General features: G+C 71.1%; 20 protein-coding genes. 10 read left to right on the forward strand and 10 right to left on the reverse strand.

Annotated features, from left to right (window positions below; genetic code table 11):
* Positions 1 to 95: 95 nt before the first annotated feature.
* Positions 96 to 305: a hypothetical protein gene (locus ACEQ2X_RS08235; protein ID WP_370325320.1), complete on the forward strand. Its 210-nt coding sequence runs from the start codon at positions 96 to 98 to the stop codon at positions 303 to 305.
* A gap of 79 nt (positions 306 to 384) precedes the next feature.
* Here ACEQ2X_RS08235 and ACEQ2X_RS08240 read toward each other — a convergent pair whose 3' ends face one another.
* From ACEQ2X_RS08240 to ACEQ2X_RS08255, 4 genes are all read right to left on the reverse strand, one after another.
* Positions 385 to 558, reverse strand: a complete 174-nt coding sequence (locus ACEQ2X_RS08240) for a hypothetical protein (protein ID WP_370325321.1) — start codon at positions 556 to 558, stop codon at positions 385 to 387.
* Positions 559 to 1,262: 704 nt separating this feature from the next.
* A complete protein-coding gene (locus ACEQ2X_RS08245) occupies positions 1,263 to 2,405 on the reverse strand; it encodes a LysM peptidoglycan-binding domain-containing protein (protein WP_372530552.1) in 1,143 nt (380 codons plus the stop codon).
* A gap of 262 nt (positions 2,406 to 2,667) precedes the next feature.
* On the reverse strand, positions 2,668 to 3,165 hold the full coding sequence (locus ACEQ2X_RS08250) for an RNA polymerase sigma factor (protein WP_370325323.1): 498 nt from the start codon (positions 3,163 to 3,165) through the stop codon (positions 2,668 to 2,670).
* A 646-nt stretch (positions 3,166 to 3,811) separates the two neighbouring features.
* On the reverse strand, positions 3,812 to 4,648 hold the full coding sequence (locus tag ACEQ2X_RS08255; RefSeq protein WP_370325324.1) for a helix-turn-helix domain-containing protein: 837 nt from the start codon (positions 4,646 to 4,648) through the stop codon (positions 3,812 to 3,814).
* A 137-nt stretch (positions 4,649 to 4,785) separates the two neighbouring features.
* Here ACEQ2X_RS08255 and ACEQ2X_RS08260 point away from each other — a divergent pair, with 137 nt between their 5' ends.
* Entirely contained in the window at positions 4,786 to 5,064 is a 279-nt protein-coding gene (locus ACEQ2X_RS08260) for a hypothetical protein (protein WP_370325325.1), read from the forward strand.
* Between the two features lie 306 nt (positions 5,065 to 5,370).
* Here ACEQ2X_RS08260 and ACEQ2X_RS08265 read toward each other — a convergent pair whose 3' ends face one another.
* Both ACEQ2X_RS08265 and ACEQ2X_RS08270 read right to left on the reverse strand, forming a co-directional pair.
* Complete coding sequence (locus ACEQ2X_RS08265) at positions 5,371 to 5,751, reverse strand: hypothetical protein (protein ID WP_370325326.1); 381 nt, start codon at positions 5,749 to 5,751, stop codon at positions 5,371 to 5,373.
* Positions 5,748 to 6,473 carry a hypothetical protein gene (locus ACEQ2X_RS08270; protein WP_372530553.1) on the reverse strand — a complete coding sequence of 242 codons (726 nt, stop codon included), beginning with the start codon at positions 6,471 to 6,473 and terminating at the stop codon, positions 5,748 to 5,750. Before ACEQ2X_RS08270 ends, ACEQ2X_RS08265 begins: the two co-directional genes overlap by 4 nt.
* A 257-nt stretch (positions 6,474 to 6,730) precedes the next feature.
* On the opposite strand from ACEQ2X_RS08270, the gene ACEQ2X_RS08275 reads away from it, so the two are divergent.
* The 4 genes from ACEQ2X_RS08275 (at position 6,731) to ACEQ2X_RS08290 (ending at position 11,537) form a co-directional block, all read left to right on the forward strand.
* Positions 6,731 to 7,783 carry an ABC transporter substrate-binding protein gene (locus tag ACEQ2X_RS08275; RefSeq protein ID WP_370325328.1) on the forward strand — a complete coding sequence of 351 codons (1,053 nt, stop codon included), beginning with the start codon at positions 6,731 to 6,733 and terminating at the stop codon, positions 7,781 to 7,783.
* 96 nt (positions 7,784 to 7,879) lie between these two features.
* Positions 7,880 to 9,379, forward strand: coding sequence for a sugar ABC transporter ATP-binding protein (locus ACEQ2X_RS08280; RefSeq protein WP_370325338.1), 1,500 nt, complete (start codon positions 7,880 to 7,882; stop codon positions 9,377 to 9,379).
* Positions 9,380 to 9,435: 56 nt separating this feature from the next.
* On the forward strand, positions 9,436 to 10,518 hold the full coding sequence (locus tag ACEQ2X_RS08285) for an ABC transporter permease (protein ID WP_370325339.1): 1,083 nt from the start codon (positions 9,436 to 9,438) through the stop codon (positions 10,516 to 10,518).
* Positions 10,515 to 11,537, forward strand: a complete 1,023-nt coding sequence (locus ACEQ2X_RS08290) for a sugar ABC transporter permease (RefSeq protein ID WP_370325329.1) — start codon at positions 10,515 to 10,517, stop codon at positions 11,535 to 11,537. Before ACEQ2X_RS08285 ends, ACEQ2X_RS08290 begins: the two co-directional genes overlap by 4 nt.
* A 31-nt stretch (positions 11,538 to 11,568) precedes the next feature.
* On the opposite strand, the gene ACEQ2X_RS08295 is transcribed toward ACEQ2X_RS08290, so the two are convergent.
* Positions 11,569 to 12,450 carry a hypothetical protein gene (locus ACEQ2X_RS08295; RefSeq protein ID WP_370325330.1) on the reverse strand — a complete coding sequence of 294 codons (882 nt, stop codon included), beginning with the start codon at positions 12,448 to 12,450 and terminating at the stop codon, positions 11,569 to 11,571.
* A 57-nt stretch (positions 12,451 to 12,507) separates the two neighbouring features.
* Between ACEQ2X_RS08295 and ACEQ2X_RS08300 the strand changes: the two genes are divergently transcribed.
* The 3 genes from ACEQ2X_RS08300 to araA are packed head-to-tail and all read left to right on the forward strand — an operon-like array spanning position 12,508 to position 16,450.
* Entirely contained in the window at positions 12,508 to 14,226 is a 1,719-nt protein-coding gene (locus ACEQ2X_RS08300; RefSeq protein WP_370325331.1) for a ribulokinase, read from the forward strand.
* Positions 14,226 to 14,951, forward strand: coding sequence for an L-ribulose-5-phosphate 4-epimerase AraD (araD, locus tag ACEQ2X_RS08305; RefSeq protein WP_370325332.1), 726 nt, complete (start codon positions 14,226 to 14,228; stop codon positions 14,949 to 14,951). The genes ACEQ2X_RS08300 and araD overlap by 1 nt, the downstream gene beginning before the upstream one ends.
* Entirely contained in the window at positions 14,948 to 16,450 is a 1,503-nt protein-coding gene (gene araA, locus ACEQ2X_RS08310; protein WP_370325333.1) for an L-arabinose isomerase, read from the forward strand. The genes araD and araA overlap by 4 nt, the downstream gene beginning before the upstream one ends.
* Before the next feature lie 27 nt (positions 16,451 to 16,477).
* Here araA and ACEQ2X_RS08315 read toward each other — a convergent pair whose 3' ends face one another.
* A complete protein-coding gene (locus ACEQ2X_RS08315; RefSeq protein ID WP_370325334.1) occupies positions 16,478 to 17,467 on the reverse strand; it encodes a LacI family DNA-binding transcriptional regulator in 990 nt (329 codons plus the stop codon).
* Between the two features lie 445 nt (positions 17,468 to 17,912).
* Positions 17,913 to 18,173 carry a hypothetical protein gene (locus ACEQ2X_RS08320; RefSeq protein WP_370325335.1) on the reverse strand — a complete coding sequence of 87 codons (261 nt, stop codon included), beginning with the start codon at positions 18,171 to 18,173 and terminating at the stop codon, positions 17,913 to 17,915.
* 178 nt (positions 18,174 to 18,351) lie between these two features.
* On the opposite strand from ACEQ2X_RS08320, the gene ACEQ2X_RS08325 reads away from it, so the two are divergent.
* Positions 18,352 to 20,097: a cell wall-binding repeat-containing protein gene (locus ACEQ2X_RS08325; RefSeq protein WP_370325336.1), complete on the forward strand. Its 1,746-nt coding sequence runs from the start codon at positions 18,352 to 18,354 to the stop codon at positions 20,095 to 20,097.
* A gap of 30 nt (positions 20,098 to 20,127) precedes the next feature.
* Here ACEQ2X_RS08325 and ACEQ2X_RS08330 read toward each other — a convergent pair.
* Positions 20,128 to 20,762 (reverse strand): FHA domain-containing protein (locus tag ACEQ2X_RS08330; RefSeq protein WP_370325337.1); only part of this gene is annotated, 635 nt, incomplete at its 5' end.

The raw sequence follows: 20,762 nt of genomic DNA on the forward strand, positions 1-20,762 counted from the left end.
CCTGCGCACACGGCATCACAAAGCCGTCGCGTACAGTGGTCGTCTACATGAACACAGGTGCCGCCCCCTCCCATACGCCTCCAGGCTTGTTGGCCATGATCTTCGGCGTCTTGTCATTCGTCGTGCTTCCGGTGGTGGGTGGCGCATTGGCTCTGTTCTTCGCCCGCAGGTCACGGCTGGAAGGTGAATCCCGACATGGTGCGGACTACACGTATGGACGGGTCGGCCAGGTGCTGGGGGTAGCGAACCTGGTTCTTACCGCCCTCTTCATCGGGTTCTTCATCCTCTCCGGCGTGCGTGCGTGAGGGCACCAGGTCAAACTAGGGAGTGGGGTTAGCGCTGCGCTGGCCGACCTCGACCTCAGCACGAAGTTCGGGTCCCCCGCTACCGAGCGGAGGTCGCCGAGATCTTCAGCCGAACGACATCGCCTTCACGTACCAGCCGATCGTGACCCGTCACGCCGCCGAGGCCGCCCCGGACACCTACGCAGGCCTGTGGCTGGACGGCCACGCCGGTGGTGGGCTTCGCATCGCCTTCACCACCGATGCCGATCGCCATGACAATCGGTCGTCCAGAGCCTGGCGGAGTTCAGCGCCGTCCGCGCCCGTGTCGGTTGCCCGCCTGCCCCCAGAAGCGCAGCGCCCTGAACGAACGCCAACAGCTCATCGAACAGGAGCCCGTCGCCTCGTCGAGACCGCCATGGCCAAGCACGAACCGTGGCTCCGCTACCTCGGAGTCGTACCCAGACCTGACACGGCCGCGACCGGTGGTTCCGGACGGCGACCACCATCGCCGCCTACCGCGACCGCCACAACATCGCCTCCAACGATCGACTCAGCACGCCGCCGACCATGGGCGCACAACGGACCGATGTGGCCTACGCCGACAAGGCCCTCAACCAGCTGCGCCTCCATCGTTACCCCCGATCACGCGGCGAGTCGAGCACGACCCATCGGCCGGATACACCCGGCCTCGGTCGACCGTTCTGAGATCGGGGGATCCCCCATGGCGCCGGACGAGGCGGAGTCTCCGTGCGGGACCGCCCGCAATTCACGTCCACGGTCTGGGTGTCCGTCGCGCATGCATCTGCCGTCTAGGGCCTCCCGGCCACGGGTCGCCCTAGATGAGCGAGTACCGGAGGCGGCCGCGATCGCACGATGCGCCTTACCAACAAGACGAACCCGCGCTGCGTGAGGGACGGGACCCGCGGCGGCAGGCCCAGGGCAAACGCGATCCGAGATCGGATCCCCCGCCGTGGCGGTCTACGGCTCCCAAAGGTCCATGGTCACCGCCGTGACCGCACCGTCCTCGTCGATGAAGAGGTCGACGGTGAACCATTCGGTGCACGACGACGTGTCCTCTGGCTGGATCCACAGGCGTCGCATGTCCTCCAAGCCCTCCGGCGGCGGAACAGGCGGTGAGGCGCAGTGGGGATGTGTACCCGCGCCGAAGGCCAACAAGAAGGAAGTGTCGGCGATGAGTTCCAAGGGGTTGAACGGACCGGTGTAGGCGCGGAATCCCTCCGCCTCGATGGACCAGACCGGCCCGGAGACCTCCTGGGAGGTGAAGGTGGCGCTGGGTGGTCGGTCAGCGAGGTGAAGAGAGACCGAGTCGGCCCAGCGCAGCACTGTCGGTCGGCTCGGGAAGTGGGCGAACTGGACGAATGCGTCGAGCAAAGCCCGTTCGTCCTCGCCCAGGGCGGCCTGCTCCTCCTCACCCGGCGTGGTGCCGGCGGTGTCCGCGGGCGCTGTCGTGGACGACTGGGTGGCGCCCTGCGGGCATCCGGGGATGGTGAGCTCCCGCCCTGTGGTCAGTGGGTTGTTCCCATTCAGACCGTTGGCCTGGGCGATGACGCCGAACCTGCTGGGATCGCCGTACACGGCCTCGGCGATGCTGGCCAGCGTGTCGCCGGGCTGGATCAGGTAGGTGCGGTCGGGCGCCTCACACTGCTGGTCCGGCGGTGTCGCGAACTCGGTCGGCTGTCGCTGGGTAGAGGCGGCGCAGACCGCGACGCGCTCGTCGGCCCGGACGCTGCGTCCGTGGTCTGCATACGGCGTGTCGTTTGCGTCGGTCCAGATGCTCGCACGGCGCGCGACGTCGTTGGCGGCGTAGAGGTACACCTCATCGGGGCGCTCCCACGGCCGCCGAGCCGGCGACTCCAAGGCCATCGGCGCCAACGTGGCATCACGATCCGGGGACACCCACACCGCGATGCCACCGGGGCCCAATCCCAAGACGGGAGCGGCGGTCCACCACGTCGGCGTCTCATCCGCCGGACCCTGCACGGACAGCTGCCACACCGGCCCGGCGAGCACCCAACCGTCGGCCAACCCAGTCTCGATCGCCTCCTGCATGCCCACACCGACCGGGACGTCGACGGTGCCTCGACGCGCCGCGGCATCCACCTGCTCACAGGCCTCGTCGACTCCGTCCACCGCTGGGACCCTCCCTGAGGGGGACGGTAGTGGGGGCGGTCCGAGGAGCACCTCGTCACTGCCGGGTTGCAGCGCCACCACCACACCGGCACCGACCATGAGGACCACGAGGGCCGACACGACCCCCTGAACGCGTCGACGGCGACGCCGAAGCCGATCCGCACGCCCGTGCACATCGGCCATCGAGAACCCGGCGGTGCGGGGTTCGCCGTCCCACAGAGCCTCACCGAGATCAGGCATCCAAGACCACCTCCTCCAGTCCCACATCCCGCAACGTGGCCAGCGCCTTGTAGGTCAGCGACTTGACCGTGCCTTCCGCACACCCCATCGCCACGGCGGTGTCCGCAACCGAGAGGTCAGCCAGGTAGCGGCACGCCACCACCTGGCGATAGCGGGGCGGCAGCGCGGCAACCGCCTCGCGTACCACGACCGCGGTCGTCGTCTGGGGCCCGTGATCGACCGATGCGTCCCCCGTCGCTCCGTGGCGGGCATACGCCCGGCGCTCCGCTCCTCGGCGTCGCCACCGGGATCGGGCCAGGTTGAAGGCCACTCGGTACACCCACGCCTCCGGACGATCCCGCGCACGCACCCGAGACCAGTCCACCAGCGCCCGGGCCATCGCCTCCTGCGCCAACTCCTCAGCGACGCCACGATCCCCGACGTAGAGCGTCACGGCAGCGACCAGCGGCCGCGCCAACGGCGCCAGTACCGCATCCGGCGTCTCCTCCATCACCCCATACGATGCACAGACCCCATCAGGAGGTTCACCCACACATTAGAGCGTGCCTGCCGAGCAGTAAGACCGAGGTCCGCGGCGTCCCGCAGGGTGCCGGTCCGGGTCGTGCTGGTCAGCGATCTCGTTGTATGCCCGCCACTTGCCGACGATCGCCGGCAACAGGTTGGGGATGAGCATGTTCTCGGACCGGCCGTCGTAGCTGATGACCGCTTCCTCGGCATGTGAAAGCAGGTACCGTCTCCCCCGGGACTTCGAGGGTGTGGGCGGTGGATGGTTCGGTGTGGTCCGTTGAACTTGTCTGGCGCCAACAGATCGACCACCGCGCCATCGCAGTCGCGGATGAACTGGTGCACGACCTGACCAACCGCCACGTGGGGGCGACCCCGTGGGCGCAGTTGAAGCTGATCGACCAGGGCGTGGGCGAACCGTTCCGTCGCGTTGGCGAGGGCCACCTGGACATCGACGATCACATCCAGGTCAGTGGTGGTGCGGCGCGGTGTCGCGCCGGCGTGGTGGAGGTGGGCCTGCACCATGAGCCCACCGATGAGCACCCATCGCGGGAGGTCGTGCCCGGCCATGTCCAGCAGGAGGTTCCACGCGGCGTGTTCTGCCCCTCCCATGGGTGGGACCTCGATCTCGATCACGGCGGCGGTCCCATGGACGAAGGGACGTTCGGCCAAGCGACCGACGCGGTGTCGATCGCGCCGAGCAGGACGCGGATGGCCGATACCACTCGACCGTCGGCGCGACCGGCGTCGATCGCGTGGTCGAGCAGGTCGGCGGCGACTGCCAGCCGGGGGGACACCTCCAAGCCGTCTAGGAGGGCTGAGTCGTCGACAACACGGAGCAGGTGCGTGCCCGTCTCGGAGTCGCGGATCGGCACCGCCGCACGCGCGGCGGTCAAGTCGTCGGCCGCCAGGTAGCCATCCACGTCCTTGTCGCCGGTCAACCCGTGACCATGGATGCCAGCGCCGGCAACGCCCGACGGGACGACGAGCTCGCGCAACCGGTCAACGCGCGACGGGTGCACGGTCACGCGATGGACACAGGCCCGATCTCGGACGACGGCGAGCAGCCGCGCTGGCGCAGCCGAGTCGAGGCGCCGGCGCACCCGGTGACGGGACTTCGGGTCGAGCGCGTCGAGCAGGCGGTCGTCACCGTCCAGCGCCCGCATGGCGGCCCAGGCGAGTCGGGAGTTCCAGGGGCGGGTCGATGCGTCGGCGATCCCGAGCTCGTTCATCACCGCACGGCGGGCGACCGAGTCGACGTCGACGAGCCAGCCACTGCCCGTGCGGACGGCGGTGAGCTGTCCCGCCTGGGCGAGCGCGCGGACGCGGCGTGGCGCGACACCGAGTCGGTCGGCGGCTTCGCTGACGGTCAGCAGTCGCTGGGACATACCCAACAGCCTACCGGATGCGGAATACTGTTGGGCATGGCGCACGACTGGTAGACGAATCCGGGCCAGATCGGCTGACACAGACGGGCCTCCCGCCCCGTCTGACTCCTCGCTCGCACCCATTCCGACGAGGAGGACCCTGTGAACCCGCACCTGTACGACGACATGGCCCGACCGCGCCCACTCCCCCTGCCCCGCACCGGGACGGCGGCTGCCTGATGGGACTCACGCCCCAGCAGCGTTCGATCCGTGCCCGGCTCGCCGCGCACGCCCTGCACGCCAAGACCGATGGCCGCGCCCACACCCGTCCGGCCAGGGACGGGTTCATGCGCCGCTTCGAGGACCAGGTCGACCCTGACCGCCAGCTCCCCGAGGAGGAGCGGCAGCGACGGGCACAGCACGCCCTGACGGCGCACATGACGATGCTCGCCCTCCGCTCGGCGAAGGCCCGGCGGAAGGACGCCGGGACGACCCGGAAGCCCTCTGGCGGCGCCTGAGCGGTACACTCGAAAACCCTGGAAACGGGGACAGCAATCTATTGAATTTCAGAGGGGCCTCGCGAGCAGATAACACTCGAAGAATTGTCTGCTCGCCAACTGCAAAACCGCAGGTCGGCACACCGTTGAAACCGATTTAACTCATAATCGATTGGTTGCGGGTTCGAGCCCCGCCCGGCCCACAACACGCGCCTGGCCACTTCGCGAAGGTTGTGCGCCGCCCAACCCATCGGAGGGGACCGTCGAGAACTACGGCGACGATGGCGTTCCGGTACCGGTCGCTGCCGTCGCCCTTGCGCTTGAGGGCTATCGGGGGGTCACGTCGAAGCGCAACTCCGCGGCCTGGATGGTGACCGTGAAGAAGCGGAAGAAGGACTGATGACCCAGGACGCCCCAGCGCTCCAACATCGAGTGGTCGGAGAACCCGACTTCTGCCTCCCAGGACAGGCCGGCCGCACGTAGCGGGACGGTCGCGAATCGGGCGACCAGCCCTTGACCGATGCTCACCTGGGTCGGCTCGATCTCGGCCAACTCGATCCCGGCGACGCGCGCGACCCAGTGCGGCATCAGGGTGTTGATCGCGCCGCTGTCCACGAGCGCGACGGCCGATATGTCACCGCCGACCTGGACCGGCAGCAGCGGACGGGGATGTGCCCCGCCGGGCTGTGGCGTGTACTCGACCCTCATACGACCAGGTCGATGTCAGCTTCGCGGCCGGACGAGGGGATGCGTCGTACGACGGCCTGCCGACCGCTCTCCCGGACTTGCGCGATGACGTCGTCGGGGGAGTCCCCGACTGCGATGACGTCCTCACCTGCCTGGGCGATCCACTTGCCGGCCAGATCGTCAACTGCGTCTGAGGGGATGGCGCTGGCGACGTCCTCCGTGTCGTGGAGGCGTGTTCCCGCAGCAGCCACCTCCTGCCACCACCGTGCCACCACGGGGTCCATCCGGTAGTGCATGATCCCCTCCCGAGCGTCCTGCCAGTTCTCGATGGGCCACGTCTTCTTCGTGAACAGCTCCCGGGCGACGCGCGAGAGGCGTGCGTGCTCATTCGCCTGCGCGCGCTCGCTGAGGCCGCTGCGGGCCACGAGCTCGGCGAAGGTGACGTCCTCGGGCGAACGCGCCGCGCAGAGCTCGAAGAGGGCTCTCACCCCCGCCAGGTGCGCCACCCGAGGCCAGAGCAGCGCCAGCATGTCGGCCCTCCAGCTCCCCTGGCCGTGGACGTGGACGACGTCCGCCCGGGAGCTCAGCAGCTCTCGCAGCTCCTGAGTCAGCCGCTCGATCTCATCCAACCGACGTTCGACTTGGCCGGAGTTCACGCGGAGGCCCCTTCGACGAGACGGGGTAGTCGTACACGACTCTACCAGGACAGCGTCGCCCTCCTCCGTGATCAGCCGAGCATCCACACCACAGGCGGGATGACGGTGCGTTCGACAGCGGTGCCGAGCTGAGGGGACAAGGCGCGCGTCGCCGTCACGCCGCCATGACGGCTCACCTCCGCGCACCGCCCTCGAAACCTTCGCGGGAACCCCTTGTATCACTCAGAAAGATAGCGTTAACATCCCGTTGCGATCGCCCGGGCCGGGCGGTGCCCCCCGGAGGCATGCAATCTCCAACCACACGCGCAACGGGCCGGGATACGACCGCGTGAGAGGGCCGCAACATGAACAAGGGAACGCACACCATCAGTCGGGCCGTCATCGCCGTGCTCGCGCTGCTCGCACTGGCTGTCGCGGGCTGTTCCGGATCGGCCGAGGAGGACGGTGACGACACCGCCTCGGACAGCGCCGCGGCCGACTCCGATGACGCCGCTGCCGAAGACGGCGCGAGCGGGGACCTCGTCAGCGTCGGCTTCGTCGCCGTCGGTCCCGAGGGTGCCTGGCGAGCCGCCAACGAGGCCAACATGCAGGAGACCTTCAGCGAGGAGAACGGGTTCGACCTGAGCTACGCCCCGGCCCGCAACCTGGACCAGGCCTCACAGATCGAGGCGTTCACCTCCTTCGTCGACGAGGGCGTCGACGTGATCCTGCTGTCCGCCACCGAGGGGTCGGGCTGGGAGGACCCGCTGATGCGGGCCCAGGAGGCGGAGATCCCGGTGATCCTGATCGACCGCGGCATCGAGCCCGACGACGACAGCCTCTACGTCACCCGGATCGCCCCGGACAACTTCGTGGTCGCGCAGAGCGTCGCGGAGTGGGCCGTCGAGGAGTTCCCCGATGGTGGGACCTACTTCACCCTCGAAGGCCCGGCTGGCGTCGGGGTCGTGAACGAGCGGAACGAGGGCTTCGACTCCGTCATGGACGAGCACCCGGAGTTCGAGAAGGTGGGCGCGCAGACCGCCAACTGGTCGGCTGAGGAGGCCAAGAGCGTCTTCGAGACGGTCCTCCGGGCCAACGACAACGAGATCGACTTCGTCTTCGCGCAGAACGACGAGATGGGCCTCGGTGCGGCACTCGCCGTCGAGGAGGCCGGGCTGGTGCCCGGTGAGGACGTCAAGATCGCCACGATCGACGGCACCATGGGCGCGCTCGAGGCGCTGGCCGACGGCCGGCTGAGCTTCGTCGCCGAGTACAACCCGCTGTTCGGCGAGACGGCGCTGGAGGTGGTCAACGCCACCCTCGAGGGTGAGGAGGTGGACTCCTACATCCTCGTGCCCAGCGGCACCTTCGACTCCCCCGAGGCTGCTGCCGAGGCCCTCCCCGACCGCCAGTTCTAGACACGCGCGGCGCCCGGCAGCCGCCGGGCGCCGCGTTCCAGACCGCACATCGCCTGCGAAGGACCCCCCGTGACGCACGTCCAACCGATCGTGCACATGCGTGACATCACGGTCCAGTTCCCTGGTGTGAAGGCCCTGGACGGCGTCGACCTCCGACTCCTGCCAGGCGAGGTCCACGCGTTGATGGGTGAGAACGGCGCCGGCAAGTCCACGCTCATCAAGGCGCTGACCGGCGTCAACGCGATCGATGGCGGTGAGATCGTCATCGACGGCGAGACGCGGCGCCTGACCGGCACCGCCGACGCGCAGCGGGCCGGCGTCGCGGTCGTCTACCAAGAGGTGAACCTCTGCACGAACCTCTCCATCGGTGAGAACGTGATGCTCGGGCACGAGGTCCGCAAGCGCGTCGGGATCGACTGGACGGCGACGCACCGCGCCGCGATCGAGCACCTCGACAAGCTGGGGCTCGGGCACCTCGACCCCCGTCGGCCGCTGTCCACCGTCTCGCTGGCGGTGCAGCAGCTGGTGGCGATCAGCCGCGCGATGGTCGGTGACTCGAGGGTCCTGGTCCTCGACGAGCCGACGTCGAGCCTCGACAGCCACGAGGTCGAGCAGCTCTTCACGGTCATGCGCCGCCTGCGCGCCGACGGGGTCGCGCTGCTCTTCGTCTCACACTTCCTCGACCAGGTCTACGAGATCAGCGACCGCATCACCGTCCTCCGCGACGGTCGCCACCAGGGCGAGTACCTGACCGACGAGCTCGACCGCTCCTCCCTCATCTCCAAGATGATCGGCAAGGACCTCCGCACGCTCCGGTCGCTCGACGCGGATCGGGATGACCACCGGGCCGAGCGGCACGACGACCGAGTCCTCCACGCGGTCGACATCGGTCGCAGCGGCGCGGTCGCACCGACCGACATCGACCTGCACCGCGGCGAGGTCGTCGGGATCGCGGGGCTCCTCGGCTCCGGGCGCACCGAGCTGGCACGGCTCCTGTGCGGCGCGGACCGGGCCGACACGGGCTCCATCGAGATCGAGGGGGAACCCGTCAGGATGGCCTCGCCCGCGACCGGGCTGGCGCACAACGTCGCCTACTCGAGCGAGAACCGTCGGGACGAGGGCAGCATCGGCGACCTGACGGTCCGGGAGAACATCATCCTCGCCCTCCAGGCCCAGCGCGGGTGGATGCGACCGATGTCGGCGGAGGAGCAGGACACGTTGGTCACCGAGTACATCGCGGCGCTAGGGGTCCGCCCGCCCAACCCGGACATCCCGATGAAGAACCTGTCCGGCGGGAACCAGCAGAAGGTGCTGCTCGCCCGGTGGCTCGCCACTCAACCCCGGATCCTCATCCTCGACGAGCCCACGCGCGGCATCGACGTCGGGGCGAAGGCCGAGATCCAGGCCGCCATCGCGAAGCTGAGCGAAGAGGGCGTGTCCGTCGTCTTCATCTCCTCAGAGCTCGACGAGGTCGTCCGCCTGTCCGACCGCGTGGTCGTCCTGAGGGACCGGAGCAAGATCGACGAGATCCTGGTCGGGCCGGGCACCACCACGGCGACCGTGGTCGAGATGATCGCGGGGGAGGCGACGCCGTGACCCGCCAGCCGGACCTCACCAGCCTCCCCGTCGACGTCACGGAGGAGTCGGATGCCATCCCCCGGCCCGACGTCGCGCCGCCCACGTCGACTGCCGACGGTGCGCGCGGCGCCCGCGTCCGGGCTCTCGTCCGGAAGCCCGAGTTCTGGGGCGTCGTCGCCATCCTCGGGCTCCTGGGCCTGAACCTCCTGAACGACCCGGGCTACCTGGAGCTCAGCTACAGCGCCAACACCGGCGGGCTCACCGGCAACCTCATCGACATCCTCCGAGCCAGCGCCCCGATCCTGATGATCTCCGTCGGGATGTGCCTGGTCATCGCCACCGAGGGGATCGACCTCTCGGTCGGGTCGCTCATGGCCGTCTCCGGTGCGGTGGCCATGGAGATCATGAGCTCCCGCCCCGACACCCTGGGGGCGGCGCTGCTCGCGATCGCACTCGGCCTCGCGCTGTGCGTCGGCCTCGGCGTCCTCAACGGCCTGCTCATCGCGGTGGTGGGCCTCCAGCCGTTCATCACGACGCTCGTCATGCTGCTCGCCGGCCGCGGGTTGGCCAAGGTGATCACCTCCGGGCTGAACACGACCGCCTCGAACGACGCGTACCGCTGGGTCGCCAACGGGTACGTCCTCGGGCTCCCGGTGGTCTTCGTCCTCGCCGTGGCGATCACGGCAGCGGTGATGCTCGTCGTCCGGCGCAGCGCCCTCGGCCTGATGATCGAGTCGCTCGGCATCAACGCCGAGGCCAGCCGCCTGGCCGGCATCAAGCGCCGGGACCTCCTGATCACGGTGTACGCCGCAAGCGGCCTGCTGGCAGGTGTCGCCGGGATCTTCGCCACCAGCACGGTGATGACCGTCGACGTGTCCCAGACGGGCTACCAGCTGGAGCTCGACGCGATCCTCGCGGTCGTGATCGGTGGCACCTCGCTCGCCGGCGGCACGTTCTCCCTCACCGGTGCCGCGGTGGGTGCGCTGCTGATCGCGACCCTCGACAAGACCGTGGTGTTCCTCGGGGTGCCGTCGTCCGCGACGCCGGCGTTCAAGGCGGTCGTGATCATCGCGCTGTACATCGCGCAGTCCGAGCGGGCGCGAGCGGCGCTCCCGACCTTCGGCCGTCGCCGTCGCGATGAGGTGACCACACCATGACCACCATCTCCCGGAGCGACACCGCGGTCGGCGAGGCGCAGGCACCCGGCTGGCTGAGTCGCCACCCGAACCTCGTCCCGACGGGATCGGCCCTCCTGATCTTCCTCGCGATGGTCGCGTACGGGCAGATCGCCTACGGCGGGATCATCCAGTACAGCACGGTCTCGAACCTGCTGATCAACAACGCCCACCTGGTCATCCTGGCCATCGGGATGACGTTCGTCATCCTCACCGGCGGCATCGACCTGTCGGTCGGTGCGATCCTCGCCTTCTCGAGCGTCGCCGGCGTGCTCCTCGCCAACGCCGGCCTGGACCCCTACCTGTGCATGGTCGTCATGGTCCTGCTCGGCACGCTGACGGGCCTGGCCTCCGGCGTCCTCATCCACTTCTTCGGCATGCCGCCGTTCATCGCCACGCTGGCGATGATGTTCCTGACCCGCGGGCTCGCCTCGACGCTCAGCACCATCCCGGAGCGACTGGACACCGACTCACCCATCCGCGACGTCGCGTACCAGTTCAAGATCATCGACGGGGAGCGCGTCAACGACCTCGCCATCACGCCGGGTGTCGTCATCGCCGCCGTGATCGTCGTCGCCGGGCTGTTCCTGCTGCACCGCACCCGCTTCGGGCGCACCGTGTACGCGATCGGGGGGTCCGAGCAGTCCGCCGACCTCATGGGGTTGGCGGTCGCCCGCACCAAGATCTGGGTCTACGTGATCAGCGGGACCCTGGCCGGCGTCGCGACGGTGGTCTACACCGCCCGGCTCGGGAGCGCGCAGAACATCACCGGCATCGGGTGGGAGCTCGACGCGATCGCCGCAGCGGTCGTCGGCGGCACGTTGCTGACCGGCGGATCGGGGTTCCTGGTCGGGTCCGTGATCGGATCACTCGTCCTGGGCCTGATGACCGTCCTGATCACCCGGGACGGCAGCATCCCCGCAGAGATGACGACGATCATCACCGGCGGCATCCTCTTCATCTTCGTGCTGCTCCAGCGCGCGATCCGCCGGCGCTCGTAGCCGACGGCGCTCATCGCCTGCGGCCGGCGGGTCAGGTCGCGTCCGCGAGCGCCGCCAGGCGGGGCAGGGCCGCCGCCAGATCGGCCCCGGTACCCGGTGGGCGGGGGTGCACCGTCCAGCGCACGGGGAGGGCGGTGGACTCCCCCGGTTCGAGGACCACCAGGGGGCCGAGCACCTCGAGTTCGACGAAGCGCCCGCAGGCGTAGGACTGCACGGTGGCGCCGAGGTCGACGTAGGCGGCGGTGGGTGACCGGGTCGGACCGTGGACGATCAGGACCGTGTCACCGACGACGTACGCGGCCCAGGGGATCGACCCGTCGACGCCGAGCTTGATGGGTGGCGCGTCCGGCGCCATCCCGGTGGCGTCGATCACGACCACCCCATCGGTGAGGGCGATGCGCGGATCAGCCAGGCGGGTGTAGGGCCAGGTGAGGATCGCGCCGCTGGCCTGGAGCCCGTGCTCGTCCGCGGGGGTGTCCCCGACCGGCAGGTGGACCACCCCTCCAGGTCGGAGCTGCGTGAGCGCCCACGGCGCCACCGGCAGCGGGTCCGAGCCCGTGTTGGTGATCGTGTGCTCCAGGCGGACGACGTCACCGTCGGTCGCGACCTCGAGCCGTCGCCGCACCGGGGTGCCGTCGTCGACGGCGACCGCACCGCGCCCGGTCCGCACCACCCGCCCGACCGCGTCGTCGCAGGCGTAGGTGACGGCCGGTACCTCGGGAGCGGGCCAGAGGCGATGTCCCCCGCGCAGGTGCGCCTGCGGGCCGGTCGTCGGTCCCACGGCCACCGGGGGATCGAGGGAGGCCATCAGCTCCTGGCCGTCGAGATCCAGGAGCGACACGACCCGGGGACCGTGCGCGACGTCGACGGTCAACCGTCGGGTGCCGACCGCGAGCTCCACCGACGTCTCCATAGCTTCTCCAGCGGTGTTGACGACCATTCTGGTAACGTTAACATCGACCAACATCTGATGGGGAGCGGCGCGGTGTACTCGATCGGTCTGGACTACGGCAGCAACAGCGTCCGCGGCCTCCTCGTGCGGTGCACCGACGGCGCCGAGGTCGCCAGCTCCGTGTTCGACTACCCGTCGGGGACGCGAGGGATCCTGCTCGACGCCTCCCGGCCATCGCTCGCCCGGCAGCACCCGGGCGACTACCAGGACGGCTTCCTGCACGTCGTGGCCGACCTGGTGGACCAGGGCTCGTCGCTGGCGGACTTCTCGCCCGACGCCGTGGTCGGCATCGGGGTGGACACCACCGGGTCGACGCCGTTGCCGGTCGACGCCGAGTGCGTGCCGCTCGGGGTGCGCGAGGAGTTGCGCGACGACCTCGACGCCCAGGCGTGGCTGTGGAAGGACCACACCGGGCACGCCGAGTCGCTCGAGATCACCGCGCTGGCCCACCGCCGGGGCGAGCCGTACCTGCGGGCCTGCGGCGGCACCTACTCCTCGGAGTGGTTCTTCTCGAAGATCCTGCACTGCGCCCGGGTCGCACCCCACGTGTTCGACGCCGCCCACTCCTGGGTCGAGCTCGCCGACTACGTGCCGGCGTGGGCCACCGGGGTCACCCACCCCGACGACATCGTGCGGGGCATCTGCGCGGCGGGTCACAAGGCGATGTTCGACCCCCGCTGGGGCGGCCTGCCGTCCACGGCGTTCCTCGCCGAGCTGCACCCCGGCCTCGCGGCCCTGCGCGACCGCCTGTACGCCGTGGCGTTCCCCTCGAGCCACCCCGCCGGCGGGCTGGCGCCGCACGTCGCCGAGCAGGTCGGACTGCCTCCCGGCGTCGTCGTCGCGGTCGGCGGCTTCGACGCCCACCACGGCGCCGTCGGGGCGGGGGTGACCCCCGGGACGCTCGTCAAGATCATCGGCACCAGCACCTGCGACATCACGATCGCCCCGCAGGGCGGGACGGCTGTGCCCGACGTGCCCGGCCTGTGCGGCATCGTCCCGGGGTCCGTGACGCCCGATGCGATCGGCATCGAGGCCGGGCAGTCCGCGGTCGGTGACATCTTCGCCTGGTCCGCGGAGCAGGCGACCAGTGCCGACTTCACCGGTCCCGACGTGCACGTGGCGCTGTCGAAGGCGGCAGCGACGCTCGCGCCGGGCGAATCCGGGCTGCTCGCCCTCGACTGGCACAACGGGAACCGGACCGTGCTCGTCAACACCCGGCTGAGCGGCCTGCTGGTCGGCCAGACGCTGCACACGCGGCCGCACGAGACCTACCGCGCCCACGTGGAGGCGACGGCCTTCGGCGCCCGGCGGATCATCGACCGCATGGGGGAGCACGGCATCGCCATCGACACCGTCGTCCACACCGGCGGCATCGCGGACAAGAACGACGTCGTCAACCAGATCTACGCCGACGTGCTCGGTCGCGAGGTCCGCATCGGCGCCTCCGGCCAGATGTGCGCGCTCGGTGCCGCCATCTTCGGTGCGGTCGCCGGCGGGGCGCACACCGACGTCGCCTCGGCCCAGCGGGCCATGGCGGCCGGCACCAGCCGCACCTTCCACCCCGACCCGGACGCCGCGGCCACCTACGACGTGCTGTACGTCCTGTACCTCACCCTGCACGACGCCTTCGGCGGCGTCGACACCGATGACCCAGCCGGTCGGGCCGCCGACATCGCCCGGGTCATGCCCGCGCTGATGGACCTGCGCGACCGCGTCCGGTCGGGGGGCAGCGCCTGATGCGCCACGACGACCTGCGCGAACGCGTCTGCGCCGCCAACCTGTCCCTCCCCACCCACGGGCTCGTCCGCCTGACCTGGGGGAACGTCTCGGAGTTCGACCGCGAGGACGAGATCGTCGCGATCAAGCCGAGCGGGGTGCCGTACGACCGCATGACGCCTGCCGACATGGTCCTGCTGCGACTCGACGGGACGGTGGTCGCGGGCGATCTGCGGCCGAGCTCCGACACGCCCACCCACCTGGCGATCTACCGCGCCTTCGACGAGGTCAGCGGCGTCGTCCACACCCACAGCACCCACGCGACTGCGCTGTGCCAGGTGCGTCGCGAGCTGCCCTGCCTCGGCACGACGCACGCCGACCACTTCGCCGGCACCGTGCCGCTGACGCGGCAGCTGACCCCGGCCGAGGTGGCCGAGGCCTACGAGGCCAACACCGGCCGGGTGATCGTCGAGGCGTTCGCCGACCGGGGGCTGTCCCCCACCCACGTGCCCGCCGTGCTGGTCGCCGGGCACGGCCCGTTCACGTGGGGCACCGACGGCCAGGACGCGGTCCACAACGCCGTCGCGCTCGACGCGTGCGCCGAGATGACCCTGCTGACCGGGCAGGCCGAGCGCGACCTGCCACCCCTCGAGCCCCACCTGCTCGACAAGCACCACACCCGCAAGCACGGACCGCGCGCCACCTACGGCCAGGCCGACCCCCACACGAGCGGAGCACCACGATGAGGATCGACCTGACCGACTGGCACGTCCGCTTCCTGGTCGGCAGCCAGGACCTGTACGGCGACGAGGCGCTGCAGCAGGTCGACCGCCACACCGAGGCGATCGTCGACGGCCTCAACGCGGCCGGCGACCTGTTGCTGCCGGTCCGCGCCATCGGCGTCCTCCGGACCGCGGACGCGATCACCGAGGCGATCCAGGAGGCCAACGCCGACCCCACCTGCGTCGGCGTCATCACGTGGATGCACACCTTCAGCCCCGCCAAGATGTGGGTCGACGGGCTGCAGGCGCTGCGCCGGCCCCTCCTGCACCTCCACACGCAGTTCAACCGCGATCTCCCCTGGGCGGAGATCGACATGGACTTCATGAACCTGAACCAGGCCGCCCACGGCGACCGGGAGTTCGGCTACATCTGCACGCGCATCGGCCTCGAGCGGAAGGTCGTCGTCGGCCACCACGCCGATCCCGGGGTCCACGCGCGCATCGACGCCTGGATCCGTGCCGCCGCCGCGCACCACGACCTGTCGCGGGGCACCATCGCGCGGCTCGGCGACAACATGCGCCGCGTCGCCGTGACCGACGGCGACCGCCTGGAGGCCGAGCGGCGGTTCGGCTACCGGATCGACTACTACGGCGTCGGCGACCTGGTCGCCCGCGTCGCCGAGGTGACCGAGGAAGCGGTCGACCACCTCTGCAAGGAGTACGGCGAGGCCTACGCGGTGGCGTCCGAGCTCGAGCCCGGGGCGGCGCGGCACGAGTCGATGCGCGAGGCCGCCCGGATCGAGCTCGGCATGCGGATGCTGATCGACGACCTCGGCGCGATCGCCGTGACCGACACCTTCGAGGACCTGCACGGGCTGCGCCAGCTGCCGGGCATCGCCGCCCAGCGGCTGATGGCCGACGGCTACGGCTTCGGCGCCGAGGGGGACTGGAAGACCGCCGGCCTGGTCCGCGCGATGAAGGTGATGGAGACCGGCCTCGGTGGCGGCACCTCCTTCATGGAGGACTACACCTACCACCTGGCCGAGGGCGAGGAGCTGGTGCTCGGCGCGCACATGCTGGAGATCTGCCCCTCGATCGCGCGGGAGACGCCGACCGCCGAGGTGCACCCGCTGTCCATCGGAGACCGTGAGGACCCGGTCCGCCTGGTGTTCAACGCCCACGCGGGTGAGGCGGTGGTCGCCTCCCTGATCGACATGGGCGACGGCATGCAGCTGGCGGTCAACGAGATCGAGGTCGTCGACCCGCCGGCGGACCTGCCCAACCTGCCGGTGGCGCGCGCCGTGTGGCGACCGAAGCCGGACCTCGCGACCTCCGCGGAGTGCTGGATCCAGGCCGGCGGCGCCCACCACACGTGCCTGAGCTACGCCGTGACGACGGAGATGCTGCGCGACTACGCCGTCATGGCCGGCATCGATGTCCTGGCGATCACGGCCGACACGGACGCGACCGCGTTCGTCGACGGCCTGCGCGCGCGCCGTCGAGGACGCGGCATCGACCGCTGAGACCCCGGAGGGATCCGGGCGGCGCCGTCAGCCCGGCGGCGGGGCGGTACTGTCGCGCAGGACCACGTCGGCGTCGACCACCGGGTAGCGCACGGTCGCGCCACCGTTGTCCACCTCGTCGAGCAGCAGCGCGATGCTCAGCTTCCCGACCTGGCCGAAGTCCTGGCGGATCGTCGTCAGGGGCGGGGCGTAGTAGGCGGCCTCGGGCACGTCGTCGAAGCCGACGATGCTGAGGTCCTCGGGGATCCGCCGGCCGAGCTCCGCGGCCGCGCGGTACAGGCCGAGGGCCAGACGGTCGTTGGCGGCGAACACCGCGGTCACCTCGGGGTGCTCCACCAGCAGCTGCCGCCCGAGCTCGTAGCCGGACCGCGCGTCCCAGTCCCCCTGCAGCAGGTCGGGCACGGGCCGGTCAGCGTCGCGGAGCGCCGTGGCCCACGCCTCGGCGCGCTCCTGCGCCTCGAGCCACTCCTGCGGGCCGGCGATGTGCCAGATCGTCTCGTGGCCGAGGGAGAGCAGCAGGTTCGTGGCCCGACGTGCACCCGCGCGCTGGTCGATGGTGACCGCCGCCGCCCCGTGCCCCGTCCTGCCGTGCACCGTGACGATGGGCACGTCGCAGTCGAGCGCCTCGACCCCGGCCACGGCGTCGCGGTGCGGGGTCATGATCACGATGCCGTCGACCGGTTGGCGTCGGAGCGCGTCGACGGCCGTGCGGATGCCGACGGTGTCCAGGGCGTCGGCCGTGATGACCGACACGGTGTACCCGGCGGATCGCGCGACGCGTTCGATCTCGTGCAGGGTCGAGGTCGGGCCGAACAGCGTCGCGTTGTGCGACACCACGCCGAGCCGACTCGACCGCCCGGTCGCGAGCGCGCGGGCGGCGGTGTTCGGCTGGTAGTCGAGGCTCCGCATCGCCGCCAGCACCCGCTCGCGCGTGGCGGGGCGGACGGTGGCCGTGCCGTTGATGACGCGCGAGACGGTCATCTGCGAGACGCCGGCCAGCGCGGCCACATCGGCCATCAACGCGCGCCCCGGAGGGGCGGTGACGTCGGGCCGTTCGGCATCGTGAGGCGGGGGGTTCGCGGCCAGTGGAGGTCCAAGCCTTCGGCGAAGGGGAAGGGGCGGCCCAGGGGGTCTCAACTCTATCCGTGCCGGGTCACCGGCCACACCGGCGGGACTCGTCACCCCGAACTGCCGCGTCGCTCCAGCTCGGTGACGGCGACCCCGCGCTGGGCGACGGGCGCCTGCACGGCACCGGGTGGTGGGGGTGGGTCGACTGCACGATCTCCCGGAGGGTCCTGGGTCGCGTGCAGTCGCCCGATCGGGTCGACCGGACTACGTGCGGCCGACCTCGCACACGAGGGGCAGCCGTGCCCCTCGTCAGAGCGTCGGCGCACCACTCAGCGCGTGATGCGGTGAGTTGGCCGGCACCGCCGTCGCCTGACCCACCCTCCCCGGCGCCGGCTCAGCGCCCGTCGACGGGGACGGCGGGCTGCTCGGGGAGCGCCGCGAAGTCGCGGATCACCTGGCGGTACCACTTGAGCCCGGAGACCGGCCGGCGCCACCGCCCCCGCATGTCGTCGTTCGCGGGCTCGTGATCGGTCCGGCCGGCGGCGACGGCGTCCTTCAGGTGCTGGTCCTGGGCCTGGATGACCTCGTTGGCGTCCTCGCCGTGGTGGGCGAGGTCGCAGGGTCCACCCAGCTCGCGGCACGTCATCGTCTTCATCGTCGTCTCCCGGTGTCGTGCGGTCGACGGGGTGCCGGCCGCGTGAGGCGACGGTAGGCCCGGACCGGCGGGTGGTGCTTCTCCGATCCTGACCATCGGATGACGGATCGCGTGACCCCACGCGCCGCTGCCTAGCATGCGCGCCGCCAACCCCCCGGAGCGACGAGGAGCGAGACAGATGGGTGAACGGGACCGCACCAGCGTGCGAGCGCAGGAGCCGTCGTGGACGACGCGGGCGGTGGCGGTGGTCGCCACGGCGCTCGTCGTCCTGCTGGGGGTGCAGGTCACCCCCGCCGGCGCGGCGCTGGTGGCCAGCTACGGGCTGCAGCGCACGTTCGACGCCGACAGCCCCGACGACCCGGCCCTGACGCCGGTGGGCGACGTCCCGCACGTCTTCCGGACCGAGACGGTGCTGGGTCAGGCCCGCACGGTCCTGGCCTTCGCCTGCCAGACCGGCCTCCGCGTCGAGACGCCGCAGGTGCCCGCCGACGAGTACTCGATCGCGGTGCTCATGCGGTTCTCGAACCTGACCGGCTACAACCGGATCATCGACTTCAACGACGGGGTCGGCGACGACGGCCTCTACGTCCTCGGTGGGGCGCTGAACTTCTACCCGGTCACGACCGCGGAGGGGACGCAGTTCGCCGAGGACGTCTACGCCCAGGTCGTGCTGACCCGCACCGCCGCCGGCCAGGTCACCGGGTACGTGAACGGCACCGAGGCGATCACCTTCGAGGACACCAACGGGCTCGCCCTGATCGAGGACGGCGCCCTGCGGTTCTTCCGGGACAACGACGGCGGTGGCGGACCGACGACGGAGGCATCCGCGGGCGCGGTGGCCGCGATCGAGCTGTTCGACCACGTCCTCTCCCCCGCCGAGGTCGCCGCCCTGCCTGACACCCCGCCGACCGCCCCGCCGGCGACGCTCGAGAGCGACCGCTGCGACACCGAGCCGCCCGCCCCGGACGAGGACACGCCCCGGATCGAGGGTGATGACGTCCAGCGCATCGCGATCAACGTCTGCACCTTCCTGTTCGACCAGCCGGACGCCGCCGCCGCCGTCGTCCTGGCGCGCGACGACGTGTTCGCCGACGCGCTCGCGGGCTCGCCCCTCGCCGGGGACGACTCCTGCGTGCTGTACACCGCCGGCGGGCCCGACCAGCCCCTCGACCCCGAGACGCGCGCGGAGATCGACCGGGTGCTGCCCGACGGCGGGCCGATCCGGATCCTCGGCGGGCCCAACGCGGTGTCGACGACCGCCGAGGCCGAGCTCGTCTCGGCCGGCTACGCGATCCAGCGCTTCGAGGGGCCGACGCGCATCGAGACCGCCGTCGAGGTCGCCCGTGCCGTCCGGACCGCGAACCCCGGCGGCACCGACGCGCTGCTCGCCTCGGGCGACACGTTCCCCGACGCGGTCACCGGCGGCGCCTACGGCGCGGAGACCGGCACCCCGATCCTGCTGACGGGCGGCGCGTCCCTGCACCCGGCGACGGCGGCAGCGATGGACGAGCTCGGCGTCACCCGGACGATCGTCCTGGGCGGGCCGGCGGCGGTGTCCGATGCCGCCGCCGACGCGGCGCCGGGCAGCACGCGGGTGGCCGGCGGGAACCGGATGGCCACCGCAGCCGCGGTCGCCACGGAGCTGTGGGGCTCGGTCCTCGACACCGTCGACCAGGTCGTCGTCACCAACATCGAGCGGGCGGACGGCTGGGCATTGACCCTGGCCTCCGCGCCCGTGTCGGCCCGACGTGACGCACCGCAGCTCGGCACCGGCGCGACGACCTACCCGACCGAGACCGCCGGGTTCCTCCGCGGGCTCACCCCACCGGCCGGCACCGCGTTCATCATCGGCAACGCCGACTTCATCAGCGACGACGTCGCCGGCCAGATCGCCGCCGACGTCGGGGCGGACGACGGCGAGTAGGCCCCGGCTCCTCACCCTCTCCGCGACGGCTCAGGTCGTCAGCCGGAAGGTCCGACGGCCGATCTGCACCTCGGTCTCGGGCAGCAGCCGGACCGATCCGCCCGGCACGAGCACGGTCCACCCCGCGCTCGACGGCGGGCGGACGGCCGTGCCGTTCGCCGCCTGCCGGTCCTCGAGGACGACGTCCCACCCGTCGACCCACAGCACCGCGTGCGCCCGCGACACCGACCGCTGGGAGTCGGTCAGGGCCAGCGCGGCGACCCGCCCCTCCCCCACCAGAGGGTCGGCGGCGGGCTCGCGGCCGATCAGCACCGACCCGCACAGCGGCAGGACCCGCGCGTCGTCGAGGACGACCCTCGCGACCGGGACCGTCGGCTCGACCACGAGCCGGCGCGGTGGCCGCAGGACCTGGTGGCACGCGGCGCACAGCACCGTCAGGGGGTGCACGAAGGCGCCGCAGGCACAGCGCGTCCCCTCCACGTCACCCCGCCCCTCCCCCAGCACCTCGGCGGTCCGCAGCCACACCCCCGCACCGCTCCGCGTGCCGTCCGGCAGGCCGATCAGGGCGGCGGGTGGCCGCAGGGCGCTGCCGACGGGCACCAATCCGACGCGGACGGGGTCCGTCACCACCTCCGCGACCGGGCCGGCCAGCACCCGCCGGTGGC

Origin of the sequence: Euzebya sp. (genome assembly GCF_964222135.1) — a bacterium.
In the GTDB taxonomy this organism is placed as follows: domain Bacteria; phylum Actinomycetota; class Nitriliruptoria; order Euzebyales; family Euzebyaceae; genus Euzebya.

Bases quoted from the DNA above. Each gene is read 5' to 3' on its own strand.
- ACEQ2X_RS08235 (WP_370325320.1), top strand. From the start codon at position 96: ATGATCTTCGGCGTCTTGTCATTCGTCGTGCTTCCGGTGGTGGGTGGC.
- ACEQ2X_RS08300 (WP_370325331.1), top strand. From the start codon at position 12,508: ATGGGGAGCGGCGCGGTGTACTCGATCGGTCTGGACTACGGCAGCAAC.
- ACEQ2X_RS08275 (WP_370325328.1), top strand. From the start codon at position 6,731: ATGAACAAGGGAACGCACACCATCAGTCGGGCCGTCATCGCCGTGCTC.
- ACEQ2X_RS08265 (WP_370325326.1), bottom strand. From the start codon at position 5,751: ATGAGGGTCGAGTACACGCCACAGCCCGGCGGGGCACATCCCCGTCCG.
- ACEQ2X_RS08325 (WP_370325336.1), top strand. From the start codon at position 18,352: ATGGGTGAACGGGACCGCACCAGCGTGCGAGCGCAGGAGCCGTCGTGG.
- ACEQ2X_RS08295 (WP_370325330.1), bottom strand. From the start codon at position 12,450: ATGGAGACGTCGGTGGAGCTCGCGGTCGGCACCCGACGGTTGACCGTC.
- araD (WP_370325332.1), top strand. From the start codon at position 14,226: ATGCGCCACGACGACCTGCGCGAACGCGTCTGCGCCGCCAACCTGTCC.
- ACEQ2X_RS08280 (WP_370325338.1), top strand. From the start codon at position 7,880: ATGCGTGACATCACGGTCCAGTTCCCTGGTGTGAAGGCCCTGGACGGC.
- ACEQ2X_RS08290 (WP_370325329.1), top strand. From the start codon at position 10,515: ATGACCACCATCTCCCGGAGCGACACCGCGGTCGGCGAGGCGCAGGCA.
- ACEQ2X_RS08315 (WP_370325334.1), bottom strand. From the start codon at position 17,467: ATGGCCGATGTGGCCGCGCTGGCCGGCGTCTCGCAGATGACCGTCTCG.
- araA (WP_370325333.1), top strand. From the start codon at position 14,948: ATGAGGATCGACCTGACCGACTGGCACGTCCGCTTCCTGGTCGGCAGC.
- ACEQ2X_RS08240 (WP_370325321.1), bottom strand. From the start codon at position 558: ATGGCGATCGGCATCGGTGGTGAAGGCGATGCGAAGCCCACCACCGGC.
- ACEQ2X_RS08250 (WP_370325323.1), bottom strand. From the start codon at position 3,165: ATGGAGGAGACGCCGGATGCGGTACTGGCGCCGTTGGCGCGGCCGCTG.
- ACEQ2X_RS08260 (WP_370325325.1), top strand. From the start codon at position 4,786: ATGGGACTCACGCCCCAGCAGCGTTCGATCCGTGCCCGGCTCGCCGCG.
- ACEQ2X_RS08320 (WP_370325335.1), bottom strand. From the start codon at position 18,173: ATGAAGACGATGACGTGCCGCGAGCTGGGTGGACCCTGCGACCTCGCC.